Annotated in this window: 21 protein-coding genes; 11 read left to right on the top strand and 10 right to left on the bottom strand. The window is 67.3% G+C overall.

What is annotated here, in order from left to right:
• Nucleotides 1-31: 31 nt before the first annotated feature.
• Nucleotides 32-1,129 carry a sensor histidine kinase gene (locus tag HZF05_RS08245; protein WP_181638829.1) on the top strand — a complete coding sequence of 366 codons (1,098 nt, stop codon included), beginning with the start codon at nt 32-34 and terminating at the stop codon, nt 1,127-1,129.
• The gene (locus HZF05_RS08240; RefSeq protein WP_160365613.1) at nt 1,129-1,893 is read left to right on the top strand and encodes a LytR/AlgR family response regulator transcription factor; all 765 of its coding nucleotides are present in this window, start codon (nt 1,129-1,131) and stop codon (nt 1,891-1,893) included. Before HZF05_RS08245 ends, HZF05_RS08240 begins: the two co-directional genes overlap by 1 nt.
• A gap of 55 nt (nt 1,894-1,948) precedes the next feature.
• Here HZF05_RS08240 and HZF05_RS08235 read toward each other — a convergent pair whose 3' ends face one another.
• The 4 genes from HZF05_RS08235 to pstS form a co-directional block, all read right to left on the bottom strand.
• A complete protein-coding gene (locus HZF05_RS08235) occupies nt 1,949-2,776 on the bottom strand; it encodes a phosphate ABC transporter ATP-binding protein (RefSeq protein WP_160366123.1) in 828 nt (275 codons plus the stop codon).
• Nucleotides 2,777-2,823: 47 nt separating this feature from the next.
• On the bottom strand, nt 2,824-3,666 hold the full coding sequence (gene pstA, locus HZF05_RS08230) for a phosphate ABC transporter permease PstA (protein WP_160365612.1): 843 nt from the start codon (nt 3,664-3,666) through the stop codon (nt 2,824-2,826).
• A gap of 10 nt (nt 3,667-3,676) precedes the next feature.
• Nucleotides 3,677-4,648 (bottom strand): phosphate ABC transporter permease subunit PstC, encoded by a 972-nt coding sequence (gene pstC, locus HZF05_RS08225; RefSeq protein WP_246331815.1) that lies wholly within the window; start codon nt 4,646-4,648, stop codon nt 3,677-3,679.
• A gap of 82 nt (nt 4,649-4,730) precedes the next feature.
• Entirely contained in the window at nt 4,731-5,768 is a 1,038-nt protein-coding gene (pstS, locus tag HZF05_RS08220) for a phosphate ABC transporter substrate-binding protein PstS (protein WP_160365611.1), read from the bottom strand.
• 280 nt (nt 5,769-6,048) lie between these two features.
• Between pstS and HZF05_RS08215 the strand changes: the two genes are divergently transcribed.
• The 5 genes from HZF05_RS08215 to mdoH all read left to right on the top strand — a co-directional run bounded on the left by HZF05_RS08215 (nt 6,049) and on the right by mdoH (nt 13,002).
• The gene (locus HZF05_RS08215) at nt 6,049-7,248 is read left to right on the top strand and encodes a D-alanyl-D-alanine carboxypeptidase family protein (protein ID WP_246331813.1); all 1,200 of its coding nucleotides are present in this window, start codon (nt 6,049-6,051) and stop codon (nt 7,246-7,248) included.
• Between the two features lie 74 nt (nt 7,249-7,322).
• A complete protein-coding gene (locus HZF05_RS08210; protein ID WP_160365610.1) occupies nt 7,323-8,627 on the top strand; it encodes a L,D-transpeptidase family protein in 1,305 nt (434 codons plus the stop codon).
• An 89-nt stretch (nt 8,628-8,716) separates the two neighbouring features.
• The gene (locus HZF05_RS08205; protein WP_343046854.1) at nt 8,717-9,385 is read left to right on the top strand and encodes a murein L,D-transpeptidase catalytic domain family protein; all 669 of its coding nucleotides are present in this window, start codon (nt 8,717-8,719) and stop codon (nt 9,383-9,385) included.
• 82 nt (nt 9,386-9,467) lie between these two features.
• Nucleotides 9,468-10,988, top strand: coding sequence for an OpgD/OpgG family glucan biosynthesis protein (locus HZF05_RS08200; protein ID WP_246331811.1), 1,521 nt, complete (start codon nt 9,468-9,470; stop codon nt 10,986-10,988).
• A gap of 127 nt (nt 10,989-11,115) precedes the next feature.
• A complete protein-coding gene (gene mdoH, locus HZF05_RS08195; protein WP_246331809.1) occupies nt 11,116-13,002 on the top strand; it encodes a glucans biosynthesis glucosyltransferase MdoH in 1,887 nt (628 codons plus the stop codon).
• Nucleotides 13,003-13,017: 15 nt separating this feature from the next.
• On the opposite strand, the gene HZF05_RS08190 is transcribed toward mdoH, so the two are convergent.
• A complete protein-coding gene (locus HZF05_RS08190; RefSeq protein ID WP_160365609.1) occupies nt 13,018-14,292 on the bottom strand; it encodes a Xaa-Pro dipeptidase in 1,275 nt (424 codons plus the stop codon).
• A 123-nt stretch (nt 14,293-14,415) separates the two neighbouring features.
• Here HZF05_RS08190 and HZF05_RS08185 point away from each other — a divergent pair, with 123 nt between their 5' ends.
• From HZF05_RS08185 to HZF05_RS08175, 3 genes are all read left to right on the top strand, one after another.
• Entirely contained in the window at nt 14,416-16,404 is a 1,989-nt protein-coding gene (locus tag HZF05_RS08185; RefSeq protein WP_160365608.1) for an OPT family oligopeptide transporter, read from the top strand.
• Between the two features lie 65 nt (nt 16,405-16,469).
• Nucleotides 16,470-16,796 carry a hypothetical protein gene (locus HZF05_RS21835; protein WP_246331807.1) on the top strand — a complete coding sequence of 109 codons (327 nt, stop codon included), beginning with the start codon at nt 16,470-16,472 and terminating at the stop codon, nt 16,794-16,796.
• A complete protein-coding gene (locus tag HZF05_RS08175) occupies nt 16,793-18,319 on the top strand; it encodes a methyl-accepting chemotaxis protein (protein ID WP_160365607.1) in 1,527 nt (508 codons plus the stop codon). Before HZF05_RS21835 ends, HZF05_RS08175 begins: the two co-directional genes overlap by 4 nt.
• Here the strand turns inward: HZF05_RS08175 and glpK are convergent.
• The 4 genes from glpK to HZF05_RS08155 are packed head-to-tail and all read right to left on the bottom strand — an operon-like array spanning nt 18,316 to nt 23,030.
• Nucleotides 18,316-19,800 (bottom strand): glycerol kinase GlpK, encoded by a 1,485-nt coding sequence (glpK, locus tag HZF05_RS08170; protein WP_160365606.1) that lies wholly within the window; start codon nt 19,798-19,800, stop codon nt 18,316-18,318. The genes HZF05_RS08175 and glpK overlap by 4 nt on opposite strands.
• Nucleotides 19,797-21,263: a glycerol-3-phosphate dehydrogenase gene (gene glpD / locus HZF05_RS08165; protein ID WP_160365605.1), complete on the bottom strand. Its 1,467-nt coding sequence runs from the start codon at nt 21,261-21,263 to the stop codon at nt 19,797-19,799. Before glpD ends, glpK begins: the two co-directional genes overlap by 4 nt.
• Complete coding sequence (locus HZF05_RS08160) at nt 21,263-22,663, bottom strand: helix-turn-helix domain-containing protein (RefSeq protein ID WP_160365604.1); 1,401 nt, start codon at nt 22,661-22,663, stop codon at nt 21,263-21,265. Before HZF05_RS08160 ends, glpD begins: the two co-directional genes overlap by 1 nt.
• 46 nt (nt 22,664-22,709) lie before the next feature.
• A complete protein-coding gene (locus HZF05_RS08155; protein WP_160365603.1) occupies nt 22,710-23,030 on the bottom strand; it encodes a hypothetical protein in 321 nt (106 codons plus the stop codon).
• A gap of 93 nt (nt 23,031-23,123) precedes the next feature.
• Between HZF05_RS08155 and HZF05_RS08150 the strand changes: the two genes are divergently transcribed.
• Nucleotides 23,124-24,032, top strand: a complete 909-nt coding sequence (locus tag HZF05_RS08150; protein ID WP_160365602.1) for a LysR family transcriptional regulator — start codon at nt 23,124-23,126, stop codon at nt 24,030-24,032.
• Here HZF05_RS08150 and HZF05_RS08145 read toward each other — a convergent pair.
• Nucleotides 24,017-24,502 carry a low molecular weight protein-tyrosine-phosphatase gene (locus tag HZF05_RS08145; RefSeq protein WP_160365601.1) on the bottom strand — a complete coding sequence of 162 codons (486 nt, stop codon included), beginning with the start codon at nt 24,500-24,502 and terminating at the stop codon, nt 24,017-24,019. The genes HZF05_RS08150 and HZF05_RS08145 overlap by 16 nt on opposite strands.
• Nucleotides 24,503-24,998: the final 496 nt, after the last annotated feature.

The following is a 24,998-nucleotide window of genomic DNA, read 5'->3' as shown; positions in this document are numbered from 1 at the left end:
GAAACACTGGGATGGAATCGAGCCGGCCACGTTGTCGCCGGCCGTCGCGAACGATCGCAATGACGCGCGCTGGAGTGACGGTATCCGCGCCATCGTGGGGCTGTGGCTGATCGTCCTGGTCGTTTACCTGCCGATCATCATCAACAATCACAGCGGCGAAGGCGCGGTGAGCGTGGTGCTGGACGCCGCCACCATCCTCGTCTCGATGGCGCTCGCCGTGCCGGTCTTCGTGGTGTTCCGCGCGACGCTGGGGCTGCCGCCCCTGCTGCGCGGCACGTTGATGATCGCCGAGCTGATACTGGTCGTCATCTGCCAATTGGCGTTCGACCTCATCTACACCCATTTCGTGATCACCCATGCCAGCGTCGCCTGGTCGGCGGTCCCGCACGATCTCGCGCACAGCTATGATCGCGCGTTCCGCTACGGCGCGGTCTTCTCGATCAACCTCGGCCTGTTCCAGCTTTCCTATTCGCGACGCCGCTCGCGCCGGCAGGAACGCCAGCTCGCCAGCCTCGTCGCCGCCAGCCGCCAGGCCGAGATCGACGCGCTGCTCGCCAAGCTCAGCCCGCATTTCCTGTTCAACACGTTGAACGTAATCTCCGGCCTCGTCGTCACCCGTCGCAACGACGAAGCGGACGATCTGCTCGGCCGCCTCTCCACCTTCCTGCGCGCCTCGCTGGGGCAGGACGCGCATCGCTTCGGCGCGGTCGACAGCGAATTGTCGCTGGTCGAGGATTATCTGGAGATCGAGAGCGCGCGCTTCGGCGAGCGGCTGGTGCCGCACGTCCGCTGCCAGCCCGACGCCGCCGACGTGCCGATGCCCAAGCTGCTGCTCCAGCCGCTGATCGACATCGCGATCCGCGACGGCGTCGATCCGGTGGTGGAGCCCGTCACCGTAACGGCCGACGTGGGCATTGAGGACGAAATCTGGCTGCGGCTGGAGGTCAGCGACGACGCGCACGTGACCGATCGGACGATCGACGCCAACGAACCGGCGCTCGCCACCATCCATCAGCGGCTCGGCGCCCTGTTCGGATCGCGCGCCTCGCTCCACGTCCGCGCCGACGAGGAGGGCTTCGTCGCCACGATGCGCCTGCCGCTCGAAGCGCTGCGCAAGGAGATGGTGTGATGCGCGTGCTGCTGGTCGACGACGAGCAGCTGGCGCTCGATCGCCTGCGCGTCTTCTTCGGCGACATCGAGAATGTCGAGGTGGTCGGCGAGGCGCGCGACGGCGACAGCGCGATCCGCCAGATCGAAGAGTTGCGCCCCGATCTCGTCATCCTCGACATCCAGATGCCCGGCCGCAACGGCCTGCGCACCGCCTCCGACATCGCCGTCGATCCGCGCCCCGAGCTGATCTTCGTCACCGCGCACGAACATTACGCGCCCGACGCCTTCGATCTGGAGGCGGCCGACTATATCCTGAAGCCCGTGCGCTTCGATCGCCTGCGCGTCGCCACCGAGCGAGCGCGCCGGCGGCGCCTGCTCCACGACGTCGCCGCCCGCGCCGACCGGCTGGAGGCGGAGGTGCAGGGGCTGCGTGACGGCCATGCAAGCGCGGCTCGGTCCGATCCCGAACTCTGGGTGCCGGAGCGCCACGGCCAGCGCCGTGTGCCGATCGAGTCGATCGACTGGATCGAGGCGGCGCGCGACTATGTACTGCTCCATACCGAGCTGCGCAGCTATATGCTGCGCGCGACGATGAGCATGCTGGAGGACAAGCTGGCGGGCACCGCGCTGATCCGCGTCCACCGCTCCGCCTTCGTCCGCCCCGCGCGCGTGACGGAAATCCGCCACGAGGGACGTACCATGTCGCTGATCCTCGGCGACGGCACCGCCGTGCAGGTCGGCCCCAGCTATGTCGAGGCGGTGGAGCAGGCGCTGGGAGTCTAATCGCGCCGCAAACGCCCCGCGCCGGATCGTCGAGCGACAGCCGCGCGGCGCGTGATCAGCCGAAGCGGCCGGTCACATAATCGCGCGTACGCGTGCTCTGCGGGCGCTCGAACAGCTCGGCGGTCGGACGGAACTCGATCATCCGGCCGAGGAACATGAAGCCGGTATAGTCCGAGATGCGTGCCGCCTGCTGCAGGTTGTGCGTGACGATGACGATCGAGAAATCTTCGCGCAGCTCCATCAGCGTCTCTTCGAGCTTGGCGGTCGAGACCGGATCGAGCGCCGAGGCCGGCTCGTCGAGCAGCAGCACCTCGGGCTCCACCGCGATGCCGCGCGCGACGCACAGGCGCTGCTGCTGGCCGCCCGACAGGCCGAGGCCGGAAGTGTTGAGCTTGTCCTTCACCTCTTCCCACAGCGCGGCGCGGCGCAGCGAGCGCTCGACGATCTGGTCCATCTCCGCCTTGGACTTCTTGAAGTAGAGGCGGACACCGAAGGCGACGTTGTCGTAGATCGACATCGGGAACGGCGTCGGCTTCTGGAACACCATGCCGATGCGCGCGCGCAGCGCCGAGGTGTCGAGGTTCGCCGGCTCCAGCGCCACGTCGCCGTCGCGCTCCTTGAGGCGGGACATCGAGGCGCGATCGGTCAGCAGGTCCTTGCCGTCGAGCAGGATGCGCCCCGTGGCGTTCTGGCCCGGATAGAGATCGTAGATCTTGTTGAGCGTGCGCAGCAGGGTCGACTTGCCGCAGCCCGACGGGCCGATCAGCGCGGTGATCTTGTTGCGCTCGATCGGCAGGTCGACGCCGTAGAGCGACTGATTCTTGCCGTAGAAGAAATCCAGCTGGCGCGCTTCCAAGACCAGGTCGCCATTGGGGCGGACCATGATCGGCGCTTCCGGATCGCGGCTGACGATGGGGGTGGCCACGTCGTTCATGGGCGGTGAGTCTCCCGGGCGATCATCCGCCCAATGATGTTGACGGCAAGCACGGCGACGGCGATCAGCAGGGCGCCCACCCAAGCAAGGCGCTGCCAGTCGTCATAGGCCGAAAGCGCGAACTGGAAAATGGTGGCCGGCAGGCTGCCCATCGGCTTCGACATGTTCAGGTTGACGAACTGGTTGCCGAGCGACGTGAAGAGCAGCGGCGCCGTCTCGCCCGAGATGCGGGCGAAGCCGAGCAGGCCGCCGGTGAACAGGCCCGCGCCCGCCGCCTTCCAGATGATCGATCGGATCACGAAGCCGCGGCCCGCGCCCAGCGCCATGCCGGCCTCGCGCAGCGTGTTGGGCTGGAGCGTCAGCATGTCCTCGGTGGTGCGCGTCACGATCGGCAGCGCCAGCAGGGCCAGCGCCACCGCGCCGGCATAGCCCGAGAAGTGGCCGATGATGTGCGCCACCATCAGCCAGTACACGAACAGGCCGACCAGGATCGACGGCGCCGACAGCAGCACGTCGTTGAAAAAGCGGACGATCTGCCCGTAGGTGGTCTTGCCGCCATATTCGGCGAGCCAGGTGCCGGCGAGAATGCCCAGCACGACCGCGATGATCATGCCGAGCCCGCACATCATGATCGAGCCGATGATGCCGTTGAGCAGTCCGCCGGGCGAGCCGGGCGCCGGCTGTGTCATGGTGAAGATCTTGAGGTCGATCCCGCCGACGCCCTTGGACAGCAAGGTCCACAGGATCATGACGAGGAAGGCGAGTGCCACCAGGGTGGCGCCACCGCACAGGCCGATGAAGACGCTGTTGGTGATCTTGCGGCGGAGAGCGCGGTCCATCAGTCCCTCCTCAATGCTTTTCGCTGGCGAGCAGCAGGCGGGCCACCGCCAGCACCGCGAAGGTCAGGATGAACAGCACCATGCCGAGCGCAAGCAGCGCGGCGGTGTGCATGTCCGACGTGGCCTCGGCGAACTCGTTGGCGATGGTCGACGCGATGGTCGATCCGCTGTCGAACAGCGAGTGCGGGAAGCCGTGCGAGTTGCCGATGATGAAGGTGACCGCCATCGTCTCGCCGAGCGCGCGGCCGAGGCCGAGCATCACGACGCCGACGGCGCCGCGGCGGACGTAGGGGATCATCACCTTCGAGACGACCTCGAAATTGGTCGATCCGAGGCCGTAGGCTGCCTCGCGCACCTGCGACGGGATGGTCAGCAGCAGTTCGCGGAACACCGCCGACATATACGGCAGGATCATGATCGCGAGGATCAGCGAGGCGGTGAAGATATTGGCGCCGTTGGGAATGCCGGCGACCAGCCCGGAGAGCCAGCCGGGAAGGTTCGCGCTGTCGGTCATCAGCGGCAGTTGGACGTGGATGGCGAACCACGGCGCCAGCACGAACAGGCCCCACATGCCGTAGACGATCGAGGGAATGCCCGCGAGCAGTTCCACCGCCACCGCGATCGGCTTGGCGATGTTGCGCGGGCAGAATTCGACGAGAAACACCGAAACGCCGGTCGCCAGCGGCAGCGCGATGATCAGCGCCAGCACCGAAGTGACGATCGTGCCGACGATCGGGCCGGCAGCGCCATAATTCTCCTGCACCGGATCCCAGGCGGAGGAGGTGAAGAAGCCGAAGCCGAACTGCCTGAAGGCGGGCCAGCCGCCGATGGCAAGGCTGATCACCACACCGGCGAGCGCCGCCAGCAGCAGCGTCGCCGCGCCGAAGCAAAGGTACCGGAAGATCGTCTCGCTGAGCTCGCTCTGGCCGGGGGCCGTCTCGCGCGGAGGCGCGGTGTCGCTGTCCATGGTGGTGGCGTTCATGCCGCGCCCTATCAGAGGTAGTTGTCGCACGTCGGCGGGGGCACCCTTTTGGGTACCCCCGCCTTCGTCACTCAGTCGTGGATTACTTGCCCGTATAGACCGGCTTGCCGCCCGACATCACGTTCTGCGACCACTGCTTGCGGATCAGGTTCTTCACCGGCAGCGGCAGCGGCACGTAATCCAGCTGCGCGGCGGCGCCGTCACCATTCTTGTAGGCCCAGTCGAAGAACTTCAGGACCGACTGGCCGGTGGCGGCGTTGTCCTGGTTCTTGTAGACCAGGATGAAGGTCGCGCCGGTGATCGGCCAGCTGTTCGCGCCCGGCTGATCGAGCAGGAGCAGGTAGTTGCCCGGCGCCTGCGCCCACTTGGCGCCGGCGGCGGCGGCGGCGAAGTCCTCGGCGGTCGGCGCCGGATACTTGCCGTTCTTGTTCTGCACCAGCACGTACGCCATCTTGTTCTGTTTGGCGTAGGCATACTCGACGTAGCCGATCGAGCCCGGGGTCTGCTTCACGAACGCCGAGACGCCGTCATTGCCCTTGCCGCCGAGGCCGGTCGGCCAGTTCACCGAGTCCGACGCGCCGACCTTGGAGGCCCAAGCCGGGCTCTTCATCGACAGGTAGGAGGTGAACAGGAACGACGTGCCCGAACCGTCCGAACGGTGCACGACGGTGATCGGCATGGAGGGGAGCTTCACGCCCGGGTTCGCCTTGGCGATCACCGGATCGTCCCAGGTCTTGACCTGGCCGTAGAAGATCGCCGCCAGCAGCGGGCCGGTCAGCTTGATCTGGCCGGCGTTGATGCCGGGGATGTTCACGACGGGGACGACGCCGCCCACCACGGTCGGGAACTGGTAGAGGCCGGCCGACGCCAGATCCTCGGGCTTCAGCGGCTTGTCGGACGCGCCGAAATCGACGGTCTTCGCCTTGATCTGCTTGATGCCGCCGCCGGAACCGATCGCCTGATAGTTCAGGCCGGTGCCGGTCGAGGCCTTATAGGTCTCGGCCCACTTGGCGTAGACAGGCGCCGGGAAGGTCGCGCCCGCACCCGAAATGTCGGCCGCGTAGGACGCAGACGCGAGCAGGCCAGCCACGCCGGCGGCCGCGACGAAAGTCTTGAACATGATGCATGTCTCCAACGCCGGTGTTGCCCCTCCGGCTGGAACCGCCTCTAGGTAACCCGTGTTACGGGTATGTGACAGACATGAACTCCCTGTCATGTGCCCCGTCGAAACCCAAGGATTTACGCGATTCACGGATTAACGCATGCATCGGCTTGCGGCCGTTCCATCCGGGAAGCGTGCGAATCGAGCGACGGCCGGTGAACCATACGCTGCGCCAGTCCGTTGAGGCCGAGCGCCCGAGCGAGTCTGCGAAAGCTTGGCGCGAGTCCGGAGCAAGCCTATGATTCCCAACGAGGCGTTCTGCCTCATTGTTCAGGGCGGGATGCTTGCACACTCTTCTTCCACGCCGCGCATGGGCAAGCGCGCGGTGATCAGGCTGATTCCATCGATCCGGCGCTTTCTGGCTCTGGGGCTTGCCGTCGCCTCGGCCCTGACCGTCACTGCCGCGAGCGCCGAGCCGCCCCGCTACGCCGCCTTCCTGGTGGATGCGAACACGCGCGAGGTGCTCTACGCCAACGCGCCGGACGAGCTCAGGCATCCCGCTTCGCTCACCAAGATGATGACGCTCTATCTGGTGTTCGATGCACTGGAATCGGGTCGGCTGAAGATCACCGATCCGGTGCCGGTTTCCCGTCACGCTGCCTCGATGAAGCCGTCGCGGCTCGGCCTCGCGGTCGGGCAGAGCATCAGCGTCGACAACGCCATCTCGGTGGTAGCGGTGAAGTCGGCCAACGACATCGCCGTCGCGCTCGCCGAGAAGCTGGGCGGCACCGAGGCGAACTTCGTCACCATGATGAACGCCAAGGCGCAGATGCTGGGGATGCGCAACACCCACTTCGCCAACGCCTGCGGCCTGACCGATCCCGCCAACGTGACGACGGCGCGCGACCTCGCCATCCTCAGCCTCGCTCTGCTGCACGATCATCCGCGCTTCTACAGCTATTTCGGCGAGCGCGATTTCGTGTGGATGCGCTCGACGATGATCAACCACAACCACCTGCTCGGCAAGGTGATCGGCGTCGACGGGATCAAGACCGGCTACACCGTGGACAGCGGCTTCACCGTCGCCGCCTCGGCCCAGCGCGGCAACCGCCGGCTGATCGCGGTGGTGATGGGCGAGCCGAGCCTGATCGCGCGCAATCGCGATTCCACCGCGCTGCTGGAAGCCGGCTTCTCGGTGCTGGACCGGCGTGGGCTGGGTCAGGCGGTAACGGTTGCCTCGGTGCTGCCGGGCGTCGACCACCCGGCATTGCGCGTCGAGCCTGCGACCGAGCAGGGATCGGACGATGGCGACGATGGGCCCGCCGTGCGGCCGGCCGCTCCTGCCCCAAAGGCACGCGCCCATGCGCGCATGAAAGCGGCCACTCCCACACGCAGGCATCACGAAGAAAAGAAGAAATCGTCGCGCGCGGGACACAGATCAGGCAAATCGTCGGCCAAAAAGACTGCGGCCAAGGCCTCGCATCGACATCGGCACTGATCCGCCTAGAATGGTGCGGCGCGGAGAATCGGTGCCGTGCGCCGGTGGCGGGGGCACCGCCGACAGAGGTCCGCATGTATTCGCCACGTGCCCCCGTCGGGGCCTTCCTGGCCTGCTCCGCGCTGCTGCTGGTCGTCGCCGGCACGGTGCTCGTGCGCGGACAGAGCGGCAGCGCGACGCCGGCCGCCGCCGAGGCGCCACCCGCTCCGCCGCCGCCGCCCCAGCCGCACTGGAACGCCGATACGCTGCACCAGCTGCTCGCCGCAGTCGATGCCTCAGCGGACGAAGGCCTTCGGCCGAAGGACTATCAGCGCGGGGTGCTGGCCGGTTTCCTGAAGCAGGGGGGCGCCGTCTCCGCGATCGAGCAGACCGCCGATACGGCCGCCAAGGCATTGGCCCACGATTATATCGATGGCCGCATCAAGAACCCGGCGCGGTTCGACTGGCATATAGAGCACAGCCCCGCGCAGCTGGTGACGCTCGACGTCGATATCGCCAATGCCGTCAACGGCGGCCGGCTGACGGATTATATCAAGGGTCTGCTGCCGACCGACCCGCGCTATGCCGCGCTGCGCCAGGCCTATGCCGACACGCCTGCGACCGAGCATCTCCGCCGCGATGCGATCCGCGCCTCGATGGAGCGCTGGCGGTGGATGCCGCGCGTACTGGGCGACGATTATATCTGGGTGAATATCCCGACCTACAAGCTCCAGCTCTATCGCGGCGGACAGGTGAAAGCCGAGCATGTCGTGGTGGTCGGCGCGCCCAAGACGCCGACGCCGCAGCTTTCCGCCAATGTCGGCCATATTATCGTCAATCCGTGGTGGACGCTGCCGCCCACCGTGCTGCGCGAGGGCAAGAAATATTCGCCGGCCAGGGGTTATGTCTGGCAGAAGATCGGCGGCAAGATGTTCATCCGCCAGAAGCCCGGCCCGATGAACGCGCTCGGCCGGATGAAGATCGACATGCCCAACGCCTGGGCGATCTATCTCCACGACACACCCGCCAAGAGCGGCTTCGCCCAGCCGATGCGCGCGCTCAGCCACGGCTGTATCCGCGTGCAGAACATCCCCTCGCTTGCCTCGGAGCTCTACGATCCGGCCGCGATCGACACGGCGCTCGAAACCTACACGATGAAGTCGCTGCCGATGCAGGCCACGCTGCCGGTCTATATCGTCTATTTCACGGCCGCGCCCGACGCGGACAGCAAGGTCGTCACCTATGGCGATCCCTACGATCGCGACGCGCGGATGATCGCCGCGCTCGACGGGGTGAAATACCACCCGCCGGCCAAGCCGAAACCGCCCCTGCCGAAGGCGGAAGCCGAGTCCGTCACGGTGAATCGTGCGGTCGATGAGCCGGAACGTGCCCAACCATAGGGAACTCTACCTATATCTTAGCGAAGCGGGCAGCTGTCCTCTGATATAAGGGCATCTGAGCTTGGGCATTCATAGCTAGGGTGATTTGAGTGGACTCTGCACGGGGGGCGTTTTCGCGCCGTGACCTTCTGAAGACCGGCACCATGGTCGCGGCCGGTATCGTGGCGGGGCCGGCCCTCGCGCAGATCAACGCGGGCCTGCCCGGCGTCGCCAAGCCGACCGCCACCACGATGTCGGCCAGCCCGATGACGATCCGGCCGGACCTGTTCCGCAGGGCGCTCGCCGCGCTTCAGCGCCACGACAGCCAGATCCAGTTTCGCGACAAGATGGCGCTGGTCGATTTCGACCTCTCCTCTTCGCAGCCGCGATTCCACATCGTCGATCTCGCCTCGGGCCGCTCCAGGAGCCTGCTGGTCGCGCACGGACGCGGATCGGACCCCGATCATATCGGCTACCTCACCCGCTTCTCGAACGAAATCAATTCGGCCTGCTCCTCGCAGGGAGCCTACCTGACCGGCGACATCTATGTCGGCCAGCACGGCCGTTCGCGCCGGCTGATGGGCCTCGACGCCACCAACTCGAACGTCGAGCAGCGCGCCGTGGTGGTGCACGCTGCCTGGTACGTCAGCCCGGACATGATCGCCCAGCACGGCAAGCTCGGCCGATCGGAGGGCTGCTTCGCGCTTTCCAACGCCGATCTCGAGGATACGCTGAACGCGCTCGGGCCGGGCCGGATGATCTACGCCGACAAGGTGTGACCTGTAAGGGGCGAACGCCCCTTGCAACCTTTTCGTGCCCATCCGTATTTGTCGTTCCATGACGACAACGACGCCCACCATCTTGCCGAGCAGGCGCACTCTCCTCGCCGCGATGGCCGCTGCCGCAGCACTGCCCCCCGGTCACCTGCTGGCCGCTGCCGGCAAGGGCGAGGCCCAGCCTTTCTCCTGGCCCAAGCTCAAGGCGCTGGCCGCGCAGATGGCGCGCCAGCCGTATAGGGCGCCGCCGCCGCCGCCCGCCGGGGTGGCGGCCGTCACGTATGACGCGCTCAATTCCGTCCAGTACAAAGCGACGGCCACGCAGATGAAAGGCGGCGGATCGGGCGGGGTGCGCTTCTTCCCGATCAACCATTTCCAGCCGCAGCCGGTCGAGATCTGGCTGGTCGACGGCAATATGGCGCGGCCGTTCCACTACGATCCTACGCTGTTCGACATGCCCGCCGACGGCCCGCTCGCCGCGATGGGCACCAACGCCGGCTTCTCGGGCTTCCGCGCGATGAACGCCGCCGGCACCAGCGACTGGCTGGCCTTCGCCGGCGCTTCCTATTTCCGATCGTCCGGCGCGCTCGACCAATATGGCCTGTCCGCGCGGGGCATCGCGATCAACCCGGGCGGGCAGGAAGAATTTCCCGACTTCACTAAGTTCTGGATCGGGCGCGGCGACGACGGCGCGCTGCTCGTCGATGCCCTGATGGAGGGGCCGAGCCTCACCGGCGCCTACCGCTTCACCAACCGCAAGACCGATGCCGGCGTGATCCAGGACATCGAGGCCTCGCTCCACATCCGCAAGGATATCGATCATCTCGGCATCGCGCCCCTCACCTCGATGTTCTGGTACGACCAGGCCGAGCGTGGACGCGCCACCGACTGGCGGCCGGAGGTCCACGATTCCGACGGCCTGCTGATCCACAACGGCGCGGGCGAGCGGCTGTGGCGCCCACTCAACAACCCCAAGGCGCCGACCTTCGACAGTTTCGCCGACAAGGCGCCCAAGGGCTTCGGCCTGATGCAGCGCGACCGTAACCACGATCACTACCAGGATGATGGCGTCTTCTACGAGAAGCGCCCGTCGCTGTGGGTCGAGCCCAAGGGCGATTGGGGCCAGGGATCGGTGATGCTCGTCCAACTCGTCACCACCGACGAAACCAACGACAATATCGTCGCCTTCTGGACCCCGGCCGCGCCCGTTAAGGCCGGCATGCATTACGATCTCTCTTATCGCCTGAACTGGATCGCCGGCGAGCCGCTGCCGGAAGGCCCTGCCCTCGTCGTCGACTGGTGGAAGGGCGCCGCCGGTCGCCCCGGCCAGCCGGTGGTGGCGGGCGCCGTGAAGGTGGTGATCGACTATGAGGGGCCAAGCCTCTCCGGCCTCGGCCGCTCCAGCGGCGTGACGCCCGACGTCACCGTCTCCGGCGGCAAGGCCAACGCCATTGCCGCCTATCCCGTGGTCGGCCAGCAGGATCGCTGGCGGCTGATGATGGACGTGACGCCCGCCGGCAAGGCACCGGTCAACATCCGCGCCGCGCTGCGCCGCAGCGGTGCGCCGCTCACCGAAGTGTGCCTCGCGCAGGTCGACGGCGCCTGACCTTCCGGTCCCAACAGGGAACCAGCCCGGCGCCCTTGTGTTGTGGCGCAGGAGGCCTTGTCGCATGGCGGCAATGCGCCGACTATGGGGTCATGGGGCGCATCATCCGGTGTACGAGGGTACGGACTTGAGCAGCGAGGCAGGCGGCATGGCGGAAACGAGCCCATGGGGCGCGTCCACCGTGCTTGGAGACATGCCCGCCGAGACGCCGACGATGATGCCGGCGCAGGTGCTGGACGAGGCACCTGCTCCCATGCGCCCGCCGCGCACCTCCCCGCCCGGCATGACCGAACGGCGGCTGCTGCTGGTACTCGGTACGCTGATCATCGGCACGTTTGGCGCGGGCGAGATTACCCGCAGTCTCTCCAGCGACGGCATCCAGGCGATCGACGTCGTCCTGATGGGGCTGTTCTTCGCCCTGTTCGCGTGGATCGCCTTCGGCTTCCTCAACGCCTTCGCGGGCTTCCTGCTGCTCGTCTCGGGCCGCTCGGTGCCGACGCCGGCCGCCGCGCCCTCGGCACGCCCGGTGGGCCGCACCGCCATCCTGCTGCCGATCCATAACGAGGAGGTGGAGCCGGTCTTCGCCCGCCTGCGCGCGATGTCGCGATCGATCGCGGCGGCGGGTGGCACGCAGCTCTTCGAATTCTTCATCCTCTCCGACTCCAAGCCCGAGCGGGAGGTGCTGGAGCACAAGGCCTTCCGCCGCCTGCGCATGCTCTCGCCGCTGCCGGTCTGGTATCGCCGCCGCATGATCAACGAGGCCCGCAAGCCCGGCAACATCGCCGATTGGGTGCGGCGCCACGGTGGCGGCTTCGACTACATGATGGTGCTGGATGCGGACTCGCTGATGTCCGGCGCTGCCGTCATGCGCCTCGCCGCCGCGATGGACCGGCACCCGCAGGTCGGCCTGCTCCAGACCATTCCGATGGTGATCGGCGGCGAGACCCTGTTCGCGCGCTGGCAGCAATTCTGCGCACGGCTCTACGGCCCGGTCTTCTCGGCGGGCCTGCTCTGGTGGTCGGGCGCGGAGGCGAGCTTCTGGGGCCACAATGCGATCATCCGCACCGCCGCCTTCGCCGAGGCCTGCGGCCTGCCCAAGCTCTCCGGCCCCGAGCCGTTCGGTGGCCACATCATGAGCCACGACATGTTCGAGGCGGCCCTGCTGCGCCGGCGCGGCTGGGGTTGTCACATGGTGGCGATGCAGGACGGCACCTACGAGGAATATCCGCCGACCTTCGTGGAGCATGCCCAGCGCGATCGCCGCTGGTGCCAGGGCAACCTCCAGCATCTGCGCGTGCTCGATACCGCTGGAGTCCATTGGGTGAGCCGGCTGCAGTTGCTGATGGGCGCATCGGCCTATCTCACCTCGCCGCTGTGGCTGCTGCTGCTCGGGGCCAGCGCGATCGTCGCGGCGCATTCGGAGGGCGAGATTCAGATCATCGCGCCATCGGGCTGGCTGCTGGCATTGACGATCGTGCTGTTGTTCGGCCCGAAATTCATGGCGCTCGGCTGGATGCTCGCCGACCCGGTGCGTCGGCAGGGTTTCGGCGGCGGCCGGGCGCTGACCAAGAGCGTGTTCGCGGACATCCCGCTCTCCGCGCTGGTCGCGCCGATGATGATGATGACGCAGACGCTCGCGGTGATCGATATCCTGCGCGGCCGCAAGAGCGGCTGGGCGGTGCAGAACCGCGTGTCGGACGGCATATCCCTGTCGGACGCCGCGCGCGCCAGCAAGCCGCATCTCGTCCTCGGCACGGCGATGGCGATCGCGGCGATCCTCGGCTGGCAGGCGGCGATCTGGATGAGCCCGATCTTCGCCGGCCTGCTCGCCTCGCCACTGCTGGTGGCGTGGACCTCGCGCGCCTCGATCGGCCGCGCGTCGGCCCGCCACCGCTATTTCCTCATCCCGGAGGAGCGCCGCCCCAATCCGCTGATCCGCGACGCGCAGGTGTCGCCCGAGGATCTGGGGGAGCCAATCGAGGCGCGCTGGTCGGCCGGCGAAGTGATCGCCTAGCAGTTCCCGCGGGGGTTATTGCCCCCGCACCACCTCGCCGCCCTTCATCACGAAGCTCGGATGCTCAAGCAGGCGGACGTCCTGCAGTGGATCGCCATTCACAGCGATCATGTCGCCGTAGCGGCCGACCGCGATCGCACCGACATCCTGCGTCTTGTCCAGCGCCTCGGCAGCACTTCTTGTCGCCGCCTGGATCGCCTCGATCGGGGTCATGCCCCATTGCACCATCGTGGCGAATTGCTTCGCGTTGTCGCCGTTGGGATAGACGCCGCCATCGGTGCCGAAGAGCATCTTCACGCCCGCCGCATGCGCCGCCCTGAAGGTCTGGCGCTGCTTGAGGCCGATCATCGCCTCCTTGGCCATGCTTTCCGCGAACACGCCGTTCTTGGCGCCTTCCGCGCGGATATAGTCGTCATTGTAGATGTCCATGTCGAACCAGGCGCCGTGCTCCTTGGCCAGCCTGAAGCTCTCCTCGTCGGCGAGGCTGGCATGCTCGATCGTGTCGACGCCGGCGCGCAGCGCGGTGTTGATGCCGTCCGTCCCGTGCGCGTGGACGGCGACCTTCATGCCGAGCATGTGCGCCTCGTCCACTACCGCCTTGATCTCGTCGTAGGACAGCTGCTGTGCGCCGACGCTGTCGCCCTTGGAGAGCACGCCGCCGGTCATCGCCACCTTGATCACCTCGGCGCCATATTTGTGCACCTTGCGGACCAGCGCGCGATATTCGTCGGGCGAGTTGGCGATGTTGTCGCTGGGCGTCTCGATCGACGGCGGGAATTCGGTGGCGTCGGCATGGCCGCCGGTCGCGCCGAGGATGTAGGTGGCCGGCACGATGCGCGGGCCGGGGATATAGCCGTGCTCGATCCCTTCCTTCAGCGCGACGTCGTCATAATGATCGGAGCCGACGTTGCGCACCGTGGTGAAGCCCGCGTCCAGCGTCTTCCTCGCGTTGACGACGCCGACCACCATCCAGAAGCTGTCGGTATATTCGTAGGCCTTGTAGCCCGAAAGCGTCGGGTCAGCGGTGAGGTGGACATGCATGTCGATCAGGCCGGGCAGCAGCGTGCGACTGCCGAGATCGATCGTCTTTGCCCCCTGCGGCACGGCATCGCCCTGATGGCCCACCGCCGTGATCCGCCCGTCGGTGACCGTCACCTGCGGCCGATCGACCTCCTTGCCGCTCAACACGTCCACCATCCGCGCGGCGGTGACGACCACCGTCTCGGCCGACGCGGGCACGAGCGCGGTGCAGGCGGCCAGAACGGCCGCGATCCGGGCAAAACGACGCATGACAGATCCCTTTGTTGCTCGATCGTATAAAGAAGGCAGGACCGGGCGCGGTCAACCGGCAAAAAGCCATTGCCGGTTCGGGTCCGCTCGCCGACAAGGGCGCCCTGTACAAGAAGGACGAGCATGGCGCAGGCGGGACAGGAAAAGGAGCTCACTATCGGTGCGCTGGTGCTCGGATCGGCGCTGACGCTGATCTTCACCGCCGCCAACGTGTTCCTCGGCCTCAAGGTGGGCCTCACCTTCTCCACCTCGATCCCGGCGGCGGTGATCTCGATGGTGGCGCTCAAGGCGCTGAAACAGTCCGGCATCCTCCAGAACAACATCGTGCAGACGGTGGCGTCGGCCGCCGGCACGCTCTCCTCGATCATTTTCGTGCTGCCCGGCCTGATCATGGTGGGCTGGTGGGCGGACTTCCCCTTCTGGCAGAGCGCGCTGATCTGCATGACCGGCGGCCTGCTCGGCGTGATGTTCTCGATCCCGCTGCGTCGCGCGCTGGTGACGGGGTCGGACCTGCCCTTCCCCGAGGGCTGCGCCGCCGCCGAGGTGCTCAAGGTCGGCAGCGACGACGGCGCAGAGGGCAGCGACGACGGCGCAGAGGGCAGCGACGACGGCGCAGAGGGCAGCGCGCAAGAGAGCAAGGCGGGCCTGATCGCGCTGCTGACCGGCAGCGCCGTCTCGGGCTTCTACGCGCTGCTGACGGCGATGCGCGTCGCCGCCGCCGATGCCGCCGGCTGGTTCCGCGTCGGACCGACCGCGACGGGGATCGATTACGGCCTGTCCTTCGCGCTGATGGGTGTGGGCCACCTCGTCGGGCTTTCGGTGGGCGCGGCGATGCTGCTCGGCCTGTTCGTCGGCTTCGGCGCGGCGACGCCGATCCTCGTCTGGTTGCATCACGCCGCCGATCCGGCCGCGATCGCCGAGGCGACCTGGGCGCACGAGGTCCGCTTCATCGGTGCTGGGGTGATCGGCGTGGCCGCGCTGTGGACGCTCGGCCAGCTGGTGCTGCCGATCGCACGCGGGCTTCGGGAGGCGATCGCCTCGTCCAAGGCGCGCAAGGGCGGCGGCACGACGCTGCCGATCGAGGAGCGCGACATGCCGGTGCCGATCGTCGGCGCGATCACCGGCGCGCTGCTGGTGCCGACCGCCGGGCTGCTGCTGCACTTCACCGGCACCGGCCCACTAGCGGCGCTGAGCTGGCCGCTGGCGATAGGCGGAACACTTTACATCTACATCGCCTCGGTGATCGTCGCCTCGGTATGCGGTTACATGGCCGGACTGATCGGCGCGTCGAACAGCCCGCTCTCCGGCGTCGGCATCCTCGCCATCCTCGGCGCGGCGATCCTGCTCGCGCTGGTGGTGGAGCCGTTCGTGCCGGCCAGCGCCTCGGCGCAGATGGTGGCCTTCGCGCTGTTCGCAACCGCGATCATCTTCTCCGCCGCCACCATCGCCAACGACAACCTCCAGGACCTCAAGACCGGCCAACTCGTCGGCGCGACGCCGTGGAAGCAGCAGGTGGCGCTGATGGTCGGCGTGGTCGCCGGATCGATCACCATCCCGCTGGTGCTCAACCTGCTCGCCAAGGCCTATGGCTTCGGCGAGATCAGCGCCGCGCACCCCAAGCCGCTGCCGGCGCCGCAGGCGGTGCTGATCTCCGATCTGGCGAAAGGCGTGCTGACGCATGATCTCGATTGGAGCCTGATCGGTATCGGCGCGGCGCTGGGGCTGGGGCTGATCGCGCTCGACGGGCTGATGGGCCGATTGGGCAAGCTGCGCCTGCCGCCGCTCGGCGTCGGCATCGGCATCTACCTGCCGATGTCGGCGACGCTGCCGGTGATCGTCGGCGCGTTCATCGGCCATTGGTGGGAGAAGAAGAACCCCTCGCCAGCCACCCAGCGCATCGGCGTGCTGATGGCGTCGGGCTTGATCGTCGGCGAGAGCCTGTTCGGAGTCGCGCTCGCCGTGCCGATCTCGATCACGCTCAACCCGACCCCGCTGGCGATCGTCGGCGACAGCTTTGACCCGATCGCGATGATCGTGGGCTCGATCCTTTTTGCGGGCCTACTGTGGTTCAGCTATGTCCGCGCGACACGGCTAGGATCCCGGATTCCCTAGACTTTCGGCCAAGAAATCGATCGAGGTTAAGCGGTTCATAACCATCCCGGCGATAACCGACCGGAATGGACTCCGTTTCGGATACAAATCGCCGGCCCCATACCAACAGCCTGATCGGGTTGCAGGCGGCTGTTGCTGCATCGGCGCTCGGATGGCTTCTGCTGGCGCCACCGGCGCAGGGACAGATGCTGCTGGTGCCACTCACTCCGACGGCCTCCGCCCAGTTGCCCCGTCTTGCATTCCATGGCGAGACCCGCCTGATCGCCGCCGGCCCCCTCCCCGGATCGCTGGTGGTCGAGGGCCGCCGTTCCGATCTCGCTGGCCTGCTGCGTCACTCCACGCTCATCCTGGCCGTGCCGCCGGGAGGCTGTCGTTCGGGAGCAGCCGCATGATCATCGAAGAACTCAACGATCTGCGCCGCGCCGGTATCCGCCTGCTGGTCTGCGCGGGCTGGATCAGCACCATCGCGTTGTTCGGCATGGCCCTGTTCTTCGGGACGTCGGGCTGGGAGGCGCTCGGCGTCGGCATCGCCGTCAACCTGATCCCGACGCTGTGCGCAATCCGCAGCCGCATCGACATCGCCGCCCGCAATGTCGTCGCGGTGATGCTGGCCGTGCAGCCGGCGTTGCTGGTCTTCGTTATGCGGGGCGCCGCCTGGCAGCTCGACATGCACATGTATTTCTTCGTGTCGCTGGCGATGCTGACGATCCTGTGCGACTGGCGCCCGCTGGTGATCGCCGGCGCCGCGATCGCGATCCATCACCTGCTGCTGGACGCCGTTGCATCGAGCTGGGTGTTCGGCGGGGGCACCAACATCTTCCGGGTGCTGATCCACGCGGTCGCCGTGGCGCTTCAGTGCGGCGTGTTGGGCTATATCGCCACCAAGCTGCGCGGCATGATCCTGAAGCAGGGCTTCGCACGGCACGACAGCGAACGCCTGGCCGAGGACGCCAGAGCCGCCCAGCATCGCGCCGAGGAAGCGCTCGCCGCCGCCGAAACCTCGCAGCGCGATGCCGCTGCGGAGCGCAACCAGCGCGAGCAGGCGGAAGCCACCGTCAACCAGATGCGCCGCGCAGAGTTGCTCCGGCTGGCCGGCGAGTTCGAGCGGTCGGTCGCCGCCGTGGCTTCGGCCGTCGGTATCGCCGCGACATCGCTCGAGGAATCCGCCCGTTCGCTCAACACGTTGGCGCAGGATACCGGGCGGCAGGCGGCCGATGCTGCGGGCACCGCGCTTCAGGCATCCGACGCGGCGCGTTCGGTTGCAGGCGGCGTCAGCACGCTGTCGCGTTCGATCGGCAGCATCGCCATCAACGTCACCCAGCAGGCGGAGCTGACCGATCACGCCCGCCTCCGCTCGACCCAAGGTGATCGCGCGGTGCGCAAGCTGGCCGACCGCACGCAGAATGTGGGCGAGTTCGCCAACCTGATCTCCACCATCGCGGCGCAGACCAACCTGCTCTCGCTCAACGCCACGATCGAGGCGGCGCGCGCCGGCGAGGCGGGGCGCGGCTTCGCAGTGGTGGCACAGGAGGTGAAGGCGCTGGCAGGGCAGGCGGCGCATGCCACCGGAGAGATTACCGGCCTCGTGACCGGCATGCACTCCGGCGCCCATGAAGCGGAGCAGAGCTTCGCGCAGGTCACCGACGCAATCGGCGAGCTGATCTCGGCGGCCGCCGCGATCCGCGCCGCCGTGGACGAGCAGCGCGAGGCCGCGACCGTGATCGAGCACAATGCCGACGAGGCCGCCGCCGGCATGGACGCCATGGCACACCGCATCGCCGAGGTCTCGACCACCGCCAGCGCCGCCGAGCGCCTGTCGGGCGAAGTGAAGAGCGCCGCCGGCGCGCTGCTGCGCCACGCCGAGACGCTGCAGAGCGCCACCGACACCTTCGTCACGCACTTGCGCGCGGCCTAATCCGTCAGCGCCTGCCTCAGCGCCTTCCGCCACCCGTCCAACAAGGCACGCCGGTCGGCGGCGACCTCGTGCGGCTCGAAGCGATCGAGCGCGCGATCGAGCGCCGCCACCGCCTCCGGCCCGTCCCACAGCCCGATGCCGATGCCGGCGAGGCAGGCTGCGCCCAGCGCCGTCGTCTCCAGCATGGCGGGCCGCTCGACCGGCAGGTCCAGCAGATCGGCGAGGAACTGGCAGAGCCAGTCGTTCGCCGCCATGCCGCCGTCGACACGCAAAGCGGTGAGCTTGGCCGCACCATCCTGCTCCATAGCCTCGGCGAGATCGTGGGTCTGGTAGGCCACCGCCTCCAGGGCCGCGCGCGCGATGTGCGCCGCCGTCGTGCCGAGCGTCAGCCCGGTGATCAGGCCGCGCGCATCAGGCTCCCAGTGCGGCGCGCCGAGGCCGACGAAGGCCGGCACCATATAGACGCCGCCATTGTCCCCGGTGCGCGTCGCCATGTCGTCGGTCTGCGAGGCGTGGGTGATCAGGCCGAGCCCGTCGCGCAGCCATTTCACTGCCGCGCCAGCGACGAAGATCGATCCTTCCAGTGCGTAGGTCGGCCGGCCATCGAGCCGGTAAGCGACGGTGGTCAGCAGGCGATGATCGGACGTGATCGCCTCCGCGCCGGTGTTGAGCAACAGGAAGCAACCGGTGCCGTACGTCGACTTGGCCGATCCGACCTCGAAGCAGGCCTGCCCGACCACCGCCGCCTGCTGATCCCCCGCCATGCCGGCGATGGGGATTGCGACGCCGAGCAAATCGGGATCGGTCTCGCCGAACAGCCCGGCATTGTCGCGCACGTCGGGCAGGATCGCGCGGGGCAAGCCGAACAGCGCCAGCAGCTCGTCGTCCCAATCCTGCGCGTGGATATCGAAGAGCAGGGTGCGCGAGGCGTTGGTCGCGTCGGTAGCGTGGACCTTGCCGCCCGTCAGCCGCCAAAGCAGGAAGCAGTCGATCGTTCCGAAAGCGAGCTCGCCCGCCTCGGCGCGTTCGCGCAGCCCCTCCACCTCGTCGAACAGCCAGGCGAGCTTGGAGGCGGAGAAATAGGGATCGAGCAGCAGACCGGTCTTGGCGCGGACCAGAGCCTCCTTGCCCTCCTCCTTCAATCGCGCGCAGAGCGGGGCGCCGCGCCGGTCCTGCCAGACGATAGCGTTGTGCACCGGCCTGCCGGTGGCGCGATCCCACAGCACCGCCGTTTCGCGCTGGTTGGTGATGCCGATCGCGGCGATGTCGGCCGGTTGCAGGCCCGCCTTGCCGATCGCTCCCTTCATCGTCGCCAGTGTGTCGCGCCAGATATCCTCGGGATCATGTTCGACCCAGCCGGCCTGCGGATAATGCTGGGCGAACTCGGCCTGCGCGCTCGCCGCCACCCGCGTGCGGTCGTCGAAGACGATGGCGCGGGTCGAGGTGGTGCCCTGATCGATCGCGAGGATATGGCGGGTCATCGCGCGAGATACCTTTCCAGCCGCTCCCTCGTTCCAGGCGGCACGTGCAGCAGCAGCTTGGAACGCCGCCAGAGAATGTCGTCGGCCGTGCGCGCCCATTCTTGCGTGACCAGATAATCGACCTCGCGGGTGTGCAGCCCGCCGCCCAGATCCTCGCCCAGTTCGGCGAGGCTCGTGGCATCGCGCAGCACGCGGTTGACGCGCGAGCCGTAGGCTCGCGCCAGGCGCCACGACGTCCTTTCGGAGAGGAACGGCCAGCGCCGCCGGATCTCGCTAAGGAGGAGCTCGAAATCGCCGACGTCTCCGCCCGGCAGAGGCTCCCGATCCGTCCACGGCTCCCCCATCGGCGGCAGAAAGGGGGCGAGTTTCTCCAGCGCGTGCTCGGCAAGCCGGCGATAGGTCGTGATCTTGCCGCCGAACACGGAGAGGATTTGCGGCCCATTCTCCTCGCCCAGCTTCAGCACATAGTCGCGCGTAACGGCCGAGGCGCTGGTGCTGCCATCGTCGAACAGTGGCCGCACGCCGGAATAGCTATGGACGACGTCTTCGGGATTCACGGGCTTGGCGAAATAGCGGCTGACGCTGGCGCACAGATAGGCCGTCTCCTCCACGCTGATCGCGGGCGCAGCGGGATCGTCATGCCAGGGCACGTCGGTAGTGCCGATCAACGTGAAATCCCGCTCGTAGGGGATGGCGAAGGCGATCCTTTTGTCCAGATTCTGAAGGATGTAGGCATGCTCGCCGTCGAACAGACGCGGCACGATGATGTGGCTGCCCTTGACCAGTCGGGGCGGGCGCTCCGGATGCGCGCCCCGCGCCGCGCCGACGACATGATCGACCCAAGGGCCGGCCGCATTGACGATCGCCCGCGCCCGCACGGTCCGCTCGCCGTCTTCACCCGCAATCGTGGCGATCCATCCCTCGGCATCGCGTGCAGCCCCCGTGAACCGCGTCCGCGTGCGGATGTCGGCGCCCCGCTCCCGAGCATCGAGCGCGTTGAGGACGACCAATCGCGAGTCCTCCACCCAGCAATCCGAATAGGCGAAACCCCTGGCGATGTCCGGTTTGATCCCGGCACCGAACGGCCCGTTCAACGGCACGCCCCGCGATCCTGGCAGCGATCCGCGCCCGCCGAGATGATCGTAGAGGAACAATCCCAGCCGGATCATCCACCCGGGCCGTCCGGTCGGCGGCATCGGCATCACGAAGCGCAGCGGCCAGATGATATGCGGCGCGATGTGAAGCAGCTTCTCACGCTCGATCAGCGCCTCGCGCACCAGCCGGAACTCGTAATATTCGAGATAGCGCAGTCCGCCGTGGATCAGCTTGGTGGAGGCGGACGAGGTATGGCCGGCAAGGTCGTCCTGTTCGACCAACAGCACCTTCAGCCCTCGCCCCGCCGCATCGCGCGCGATGCCGCAACCGTTCACCCCGCCCCCGATGATGAGGAGATCGCAATCCATCACGTCGCCCGGAACGGATAGGGCGCGGCCGGCCGCTGATACTGATTGAGATCGAGCGCGCGGGTCACCGGCGGCAAGGCGCGTTCGTGGCAGTCCGGCCGCTCGCACAGATGGCAGGCCGGGCCGATCGGGATCGGCGCGTCGCCCAGCCCATCGGCATAGGCGATCGCGTCGGCATGCTTGGCCTCGCAGCCGAGCACGATCGTCACCAGCCCGGGCGCGGCTGTGCGCGGCACGGCACGGGCGAAGGTGACGTAGCGCGTCCCGTCCGGCGCCTCGACCGATGCGGTGATCGTCTCGCCGGGCAGGCGGAACGCCCGCTGGATGCCCCAGCGCGGGCAACCGCCGCCGAAACGCGCGATCGGCATCGCCTCGCCCGAGAAGCGCTTGGAGACGTTCCCCGCCGCGTCGATCTTGAGCAGGAAGAAGGGGACACCGCGATCGCCCTGCCGCCCCAGCGTGGTCAGCCGGTGCGCCGCCTGCTCGAACGACACGCCGAACCGCGCCGCCAGCAAATCGAGATCGTAGCGCGAGCCGGTCGCCGCTTCGAGGAAGCGCGCATAGGGCATCAGCATCGCCGCCGCCGCATAATTGGCGAAGGCCACCTTGGCGAGCGACGCCGCTTCCTCGTCGGGCGGCGCGGCGCGCTCGATCGCCGCGACGATCGGCTTCTGCAACGCCTGGAGCGCAAGCTGGTAGGCGATGCCGAACAGGCGGCTCTCGGCGGGCAGGCGCTCGGAGAGCATCAGGCGTCGGCGATGAAAGTCGTAATGCCGCAGCGATCCTGAGAGTACGTCCTCCGGCATCACCCGCACGCTGACGCCATAGGGCTGGTCGAGCCGCTTCAGCATGCCCTCGCGCAACGCCTCCGGCCCCTGCCCCAGTTCGCGGGACAGAGCCTCCGCCGCCTGATCGAGCTCGTCGAAATGGTTGCGCTTGCCATCCAGATATTCGCGCAGCCAGTCGAGCGGCGACGCCATCGTGGAGGGGGCGGCGCCGAGTTGCTCCATCCGGTCCGGCATCCGCCGGAGATCGGTCAGCGCGCGATACAGCCGAGTCACCGCCTCGGCGACGCTGGGATAATTCTCGGCTACCTCCATGATCTCATGCCGCGGGATGCCGATGTCGCGCACCAGCCCGTCGGCGAAGATCTCGTGCAGATCGCTCGCCGCGGCCTCGTTCGCGCCCGCGACGAAATCGCGCATGTCGATATCGTAGGTGCTGGCCAGCCGCAGCAGCATCTGCGCGGTCAGCGGCCGCTGGTTGCGCTCGAGATGATTGAGGTAGGAGGGCGAGACGCCAAGCTCCTCGGCCATCTGCGTCTGGTTCAGCCCCAACTCGCGCCTCAGGACGCGCAGGCGAGGACCTAGGTAAAGCTTGCGATCGGCGGAGGTGACCATGAAAGTGTCATATCATGACAATCCCGATATGTCATTCCTTGACGGATCAGACCGCGACCATCCGCAGCGCCTCGATCTGATCGCGGCTGTAACCGAAAGCGATCAGCTCTCCCGCAATTTCTCGCGCGCGCGCCACGTTGCGGCGACTGGCGCAGACGAAGCGACGGATCGCATCGAGGCGCGGATCGGCGAGCGCGGTCGGCTTCTCGATGCCGGTCACGGCACGGAACAATCGCGCAAGACGGCCTTCTCGCTGACTCGTCGGCGCGGCGCAGGCGAAGCGCTCGACATCGCGAAGCGCGACGGTGACGGCCTGCCATTCGGCGGTGGTGAGGCGGGGCTGGGCTGCGACATCGACCATCAGCATTGTCTGGTTCCTTCGTGATGAACGATCGATTAGCGCTGTTCCCCTTAGTGCGGCATCCGGATAGTCTCTTTCAAAACGTTCGAGGGATTTGAAATGTCGAACCCGGGCACGCCGACCTACGACCAGCTTCGCATCTTCCTGACGGTCGTCGAGACAGGCAGCTTCGCGGCGGCCGGGCGCAAGCTCAATCGCGCCACTTCGGTAATCAGCTACGGCATCGCCAATCTGGAGGCACAGCTCGGCATCCTGCTGTTCAACAGAGAGGGCACGCGCAAGCCGGTGCTGACTCCGGCCGGCAAGTCGGTGCTCGCCGAGGCCCATGCGATCGCGCACGGCATGGACGGCCTGCGCGCCAAGGTGAAGGGGCTGATGCAGGGGCTGGAGCCCGAGGTCAGCGTGGCGGTCGACGTGATGTGGCCGAGTGCGTGGCTGGGATCGGTCCTCAAGGCTTTCGCGCAGGAATTCCCGACGGTGACGCTGCGCCTCCATGTCGAGGCGCTGGGCGGCATCGCTTCGTTGGTGCTTGATGGCCGTGCCTCAATCGGGGTGAGCGGGCCGCTGTTTCAGGAGCTGGAGGGAATCGAGCGTGTCGGGCTCGGCACCGTGCAGATCGTACCGGTGGCCGCGCCCGATCACCCGCTGGCGAGGGGCAAGCTGCGCCCTGGCGCCGGGCGGGATCATATCCAGCTCGTCCTCACCGACCGCTCGCCGCTGACCGCCGGTCGCGATTTCGCGGTGCTTTCGGATCGCACATGGCGGCTTGCCGATCTCGGCGCCAAGCACCAACTGCTGCGCGAGGGGATCGGCTGGGGCGGAATGCCAGTCCCGCTGATCGAGGCTGATCTGATCGCCGGCACGCTCGTCAGGCTCGACATGCCGGATCGGGCCGACACCCGCTACAGCTTCGATGGCCTCTACCGCGCGGATGCGCCGCCCGGCCCCGCCGCGACCTGGCTGATGGAGCGTTTCGCCCACGCAGCCGGAGTTCAGCTCCCGGACTGAGAGGCTTTCGCCTGGAGGCGTCCGACGAGACCTCCGGCCGCAGCCTCCACATCGGCCCAGGTCCGCGCGAAGCCCGCGCGGCTGCCGTAATAAGGATCGAGAACGCTTTCGCCCTCGCGCCCCGGCGCGTAGTCCAGCAACAGGCCCAATTCGGCCGTGCCGTCCGCCGGCGCCATGCGCTTTAGGTCGGCGAGATTGTCGGCATCGAGCGCGAGAACGAGATCGAAATCGCGGAAGTCTTTCCGTGCCACCTGCCGCGCGCGATAGCCGGAAATATCGATGCCGTGGCGCAACGCCTCGTCTTGGGCGCGCCGATCGGGCGGGTCGCCGGCATGCCACCCGCCGGTTCCCGCCGAATCGACCGAGACGACAAATCCGGCCTCTTCCGCCGCGTGACGAAATGCCGCCTCGGCAAGCGGGGAGCGACAGATGTTACCCATGCACACGAACAGGATGCGGGGATGGGCCATGCTCCGAAACCTTCCGGCGAATTCGGCACTCTAGCGGATTGTCGACAGCTTGTCTCGGCGCTGGACAATTGCTCGTTTTTCAATTGGCATGGCCAGGATTTTAACCAAGCTTAACGCCAGCGCTTGCATGCGATTCGTCGGGGGACACGATATGCGACCGATCTGCCAGGTCCTGGGCCATCCGCGCCCGCCCAGCGGCATATGGAACAACGGCTATTTCTTTTCGCGCTGTCCGCGGTGCGGCGCCGAATTGATCAAGTCCGGTGAAAGCTCGCGCTGGATGGACGTTCCGAAGGGCTATCGCATTACCTGGAAGCCATTGGGTGAGTTTGACGTGCGCTGGTAAAGCTCCGGCGGCGCCGAACGGCAAAAAGGCCCCACTTCCATTTGGAAGTGGAGCCTTTTTACTTTGTGAATGGGTTCTATTTATCACAGTTTAGGCAGCACGTATCGTAAAGCCTGGCGGCGCCCTACTCTTCCATCGCTTAGGCGATAG

Origin of the sequence: Sphingomonas chungangi (assembly GCF_013778325.1) — a bacterium.
Classification (GTDB): domain Bacteria; phylum Pseudomonadota; class Alphaproteobacteria; order Sphingomonadales; family Sphingomonadaceae; genus Solisphingomonas; species Solisphingomonas chungangi.
This window is presented reverse-complemented; position numbering and strand designations above follow the sequence as displayed.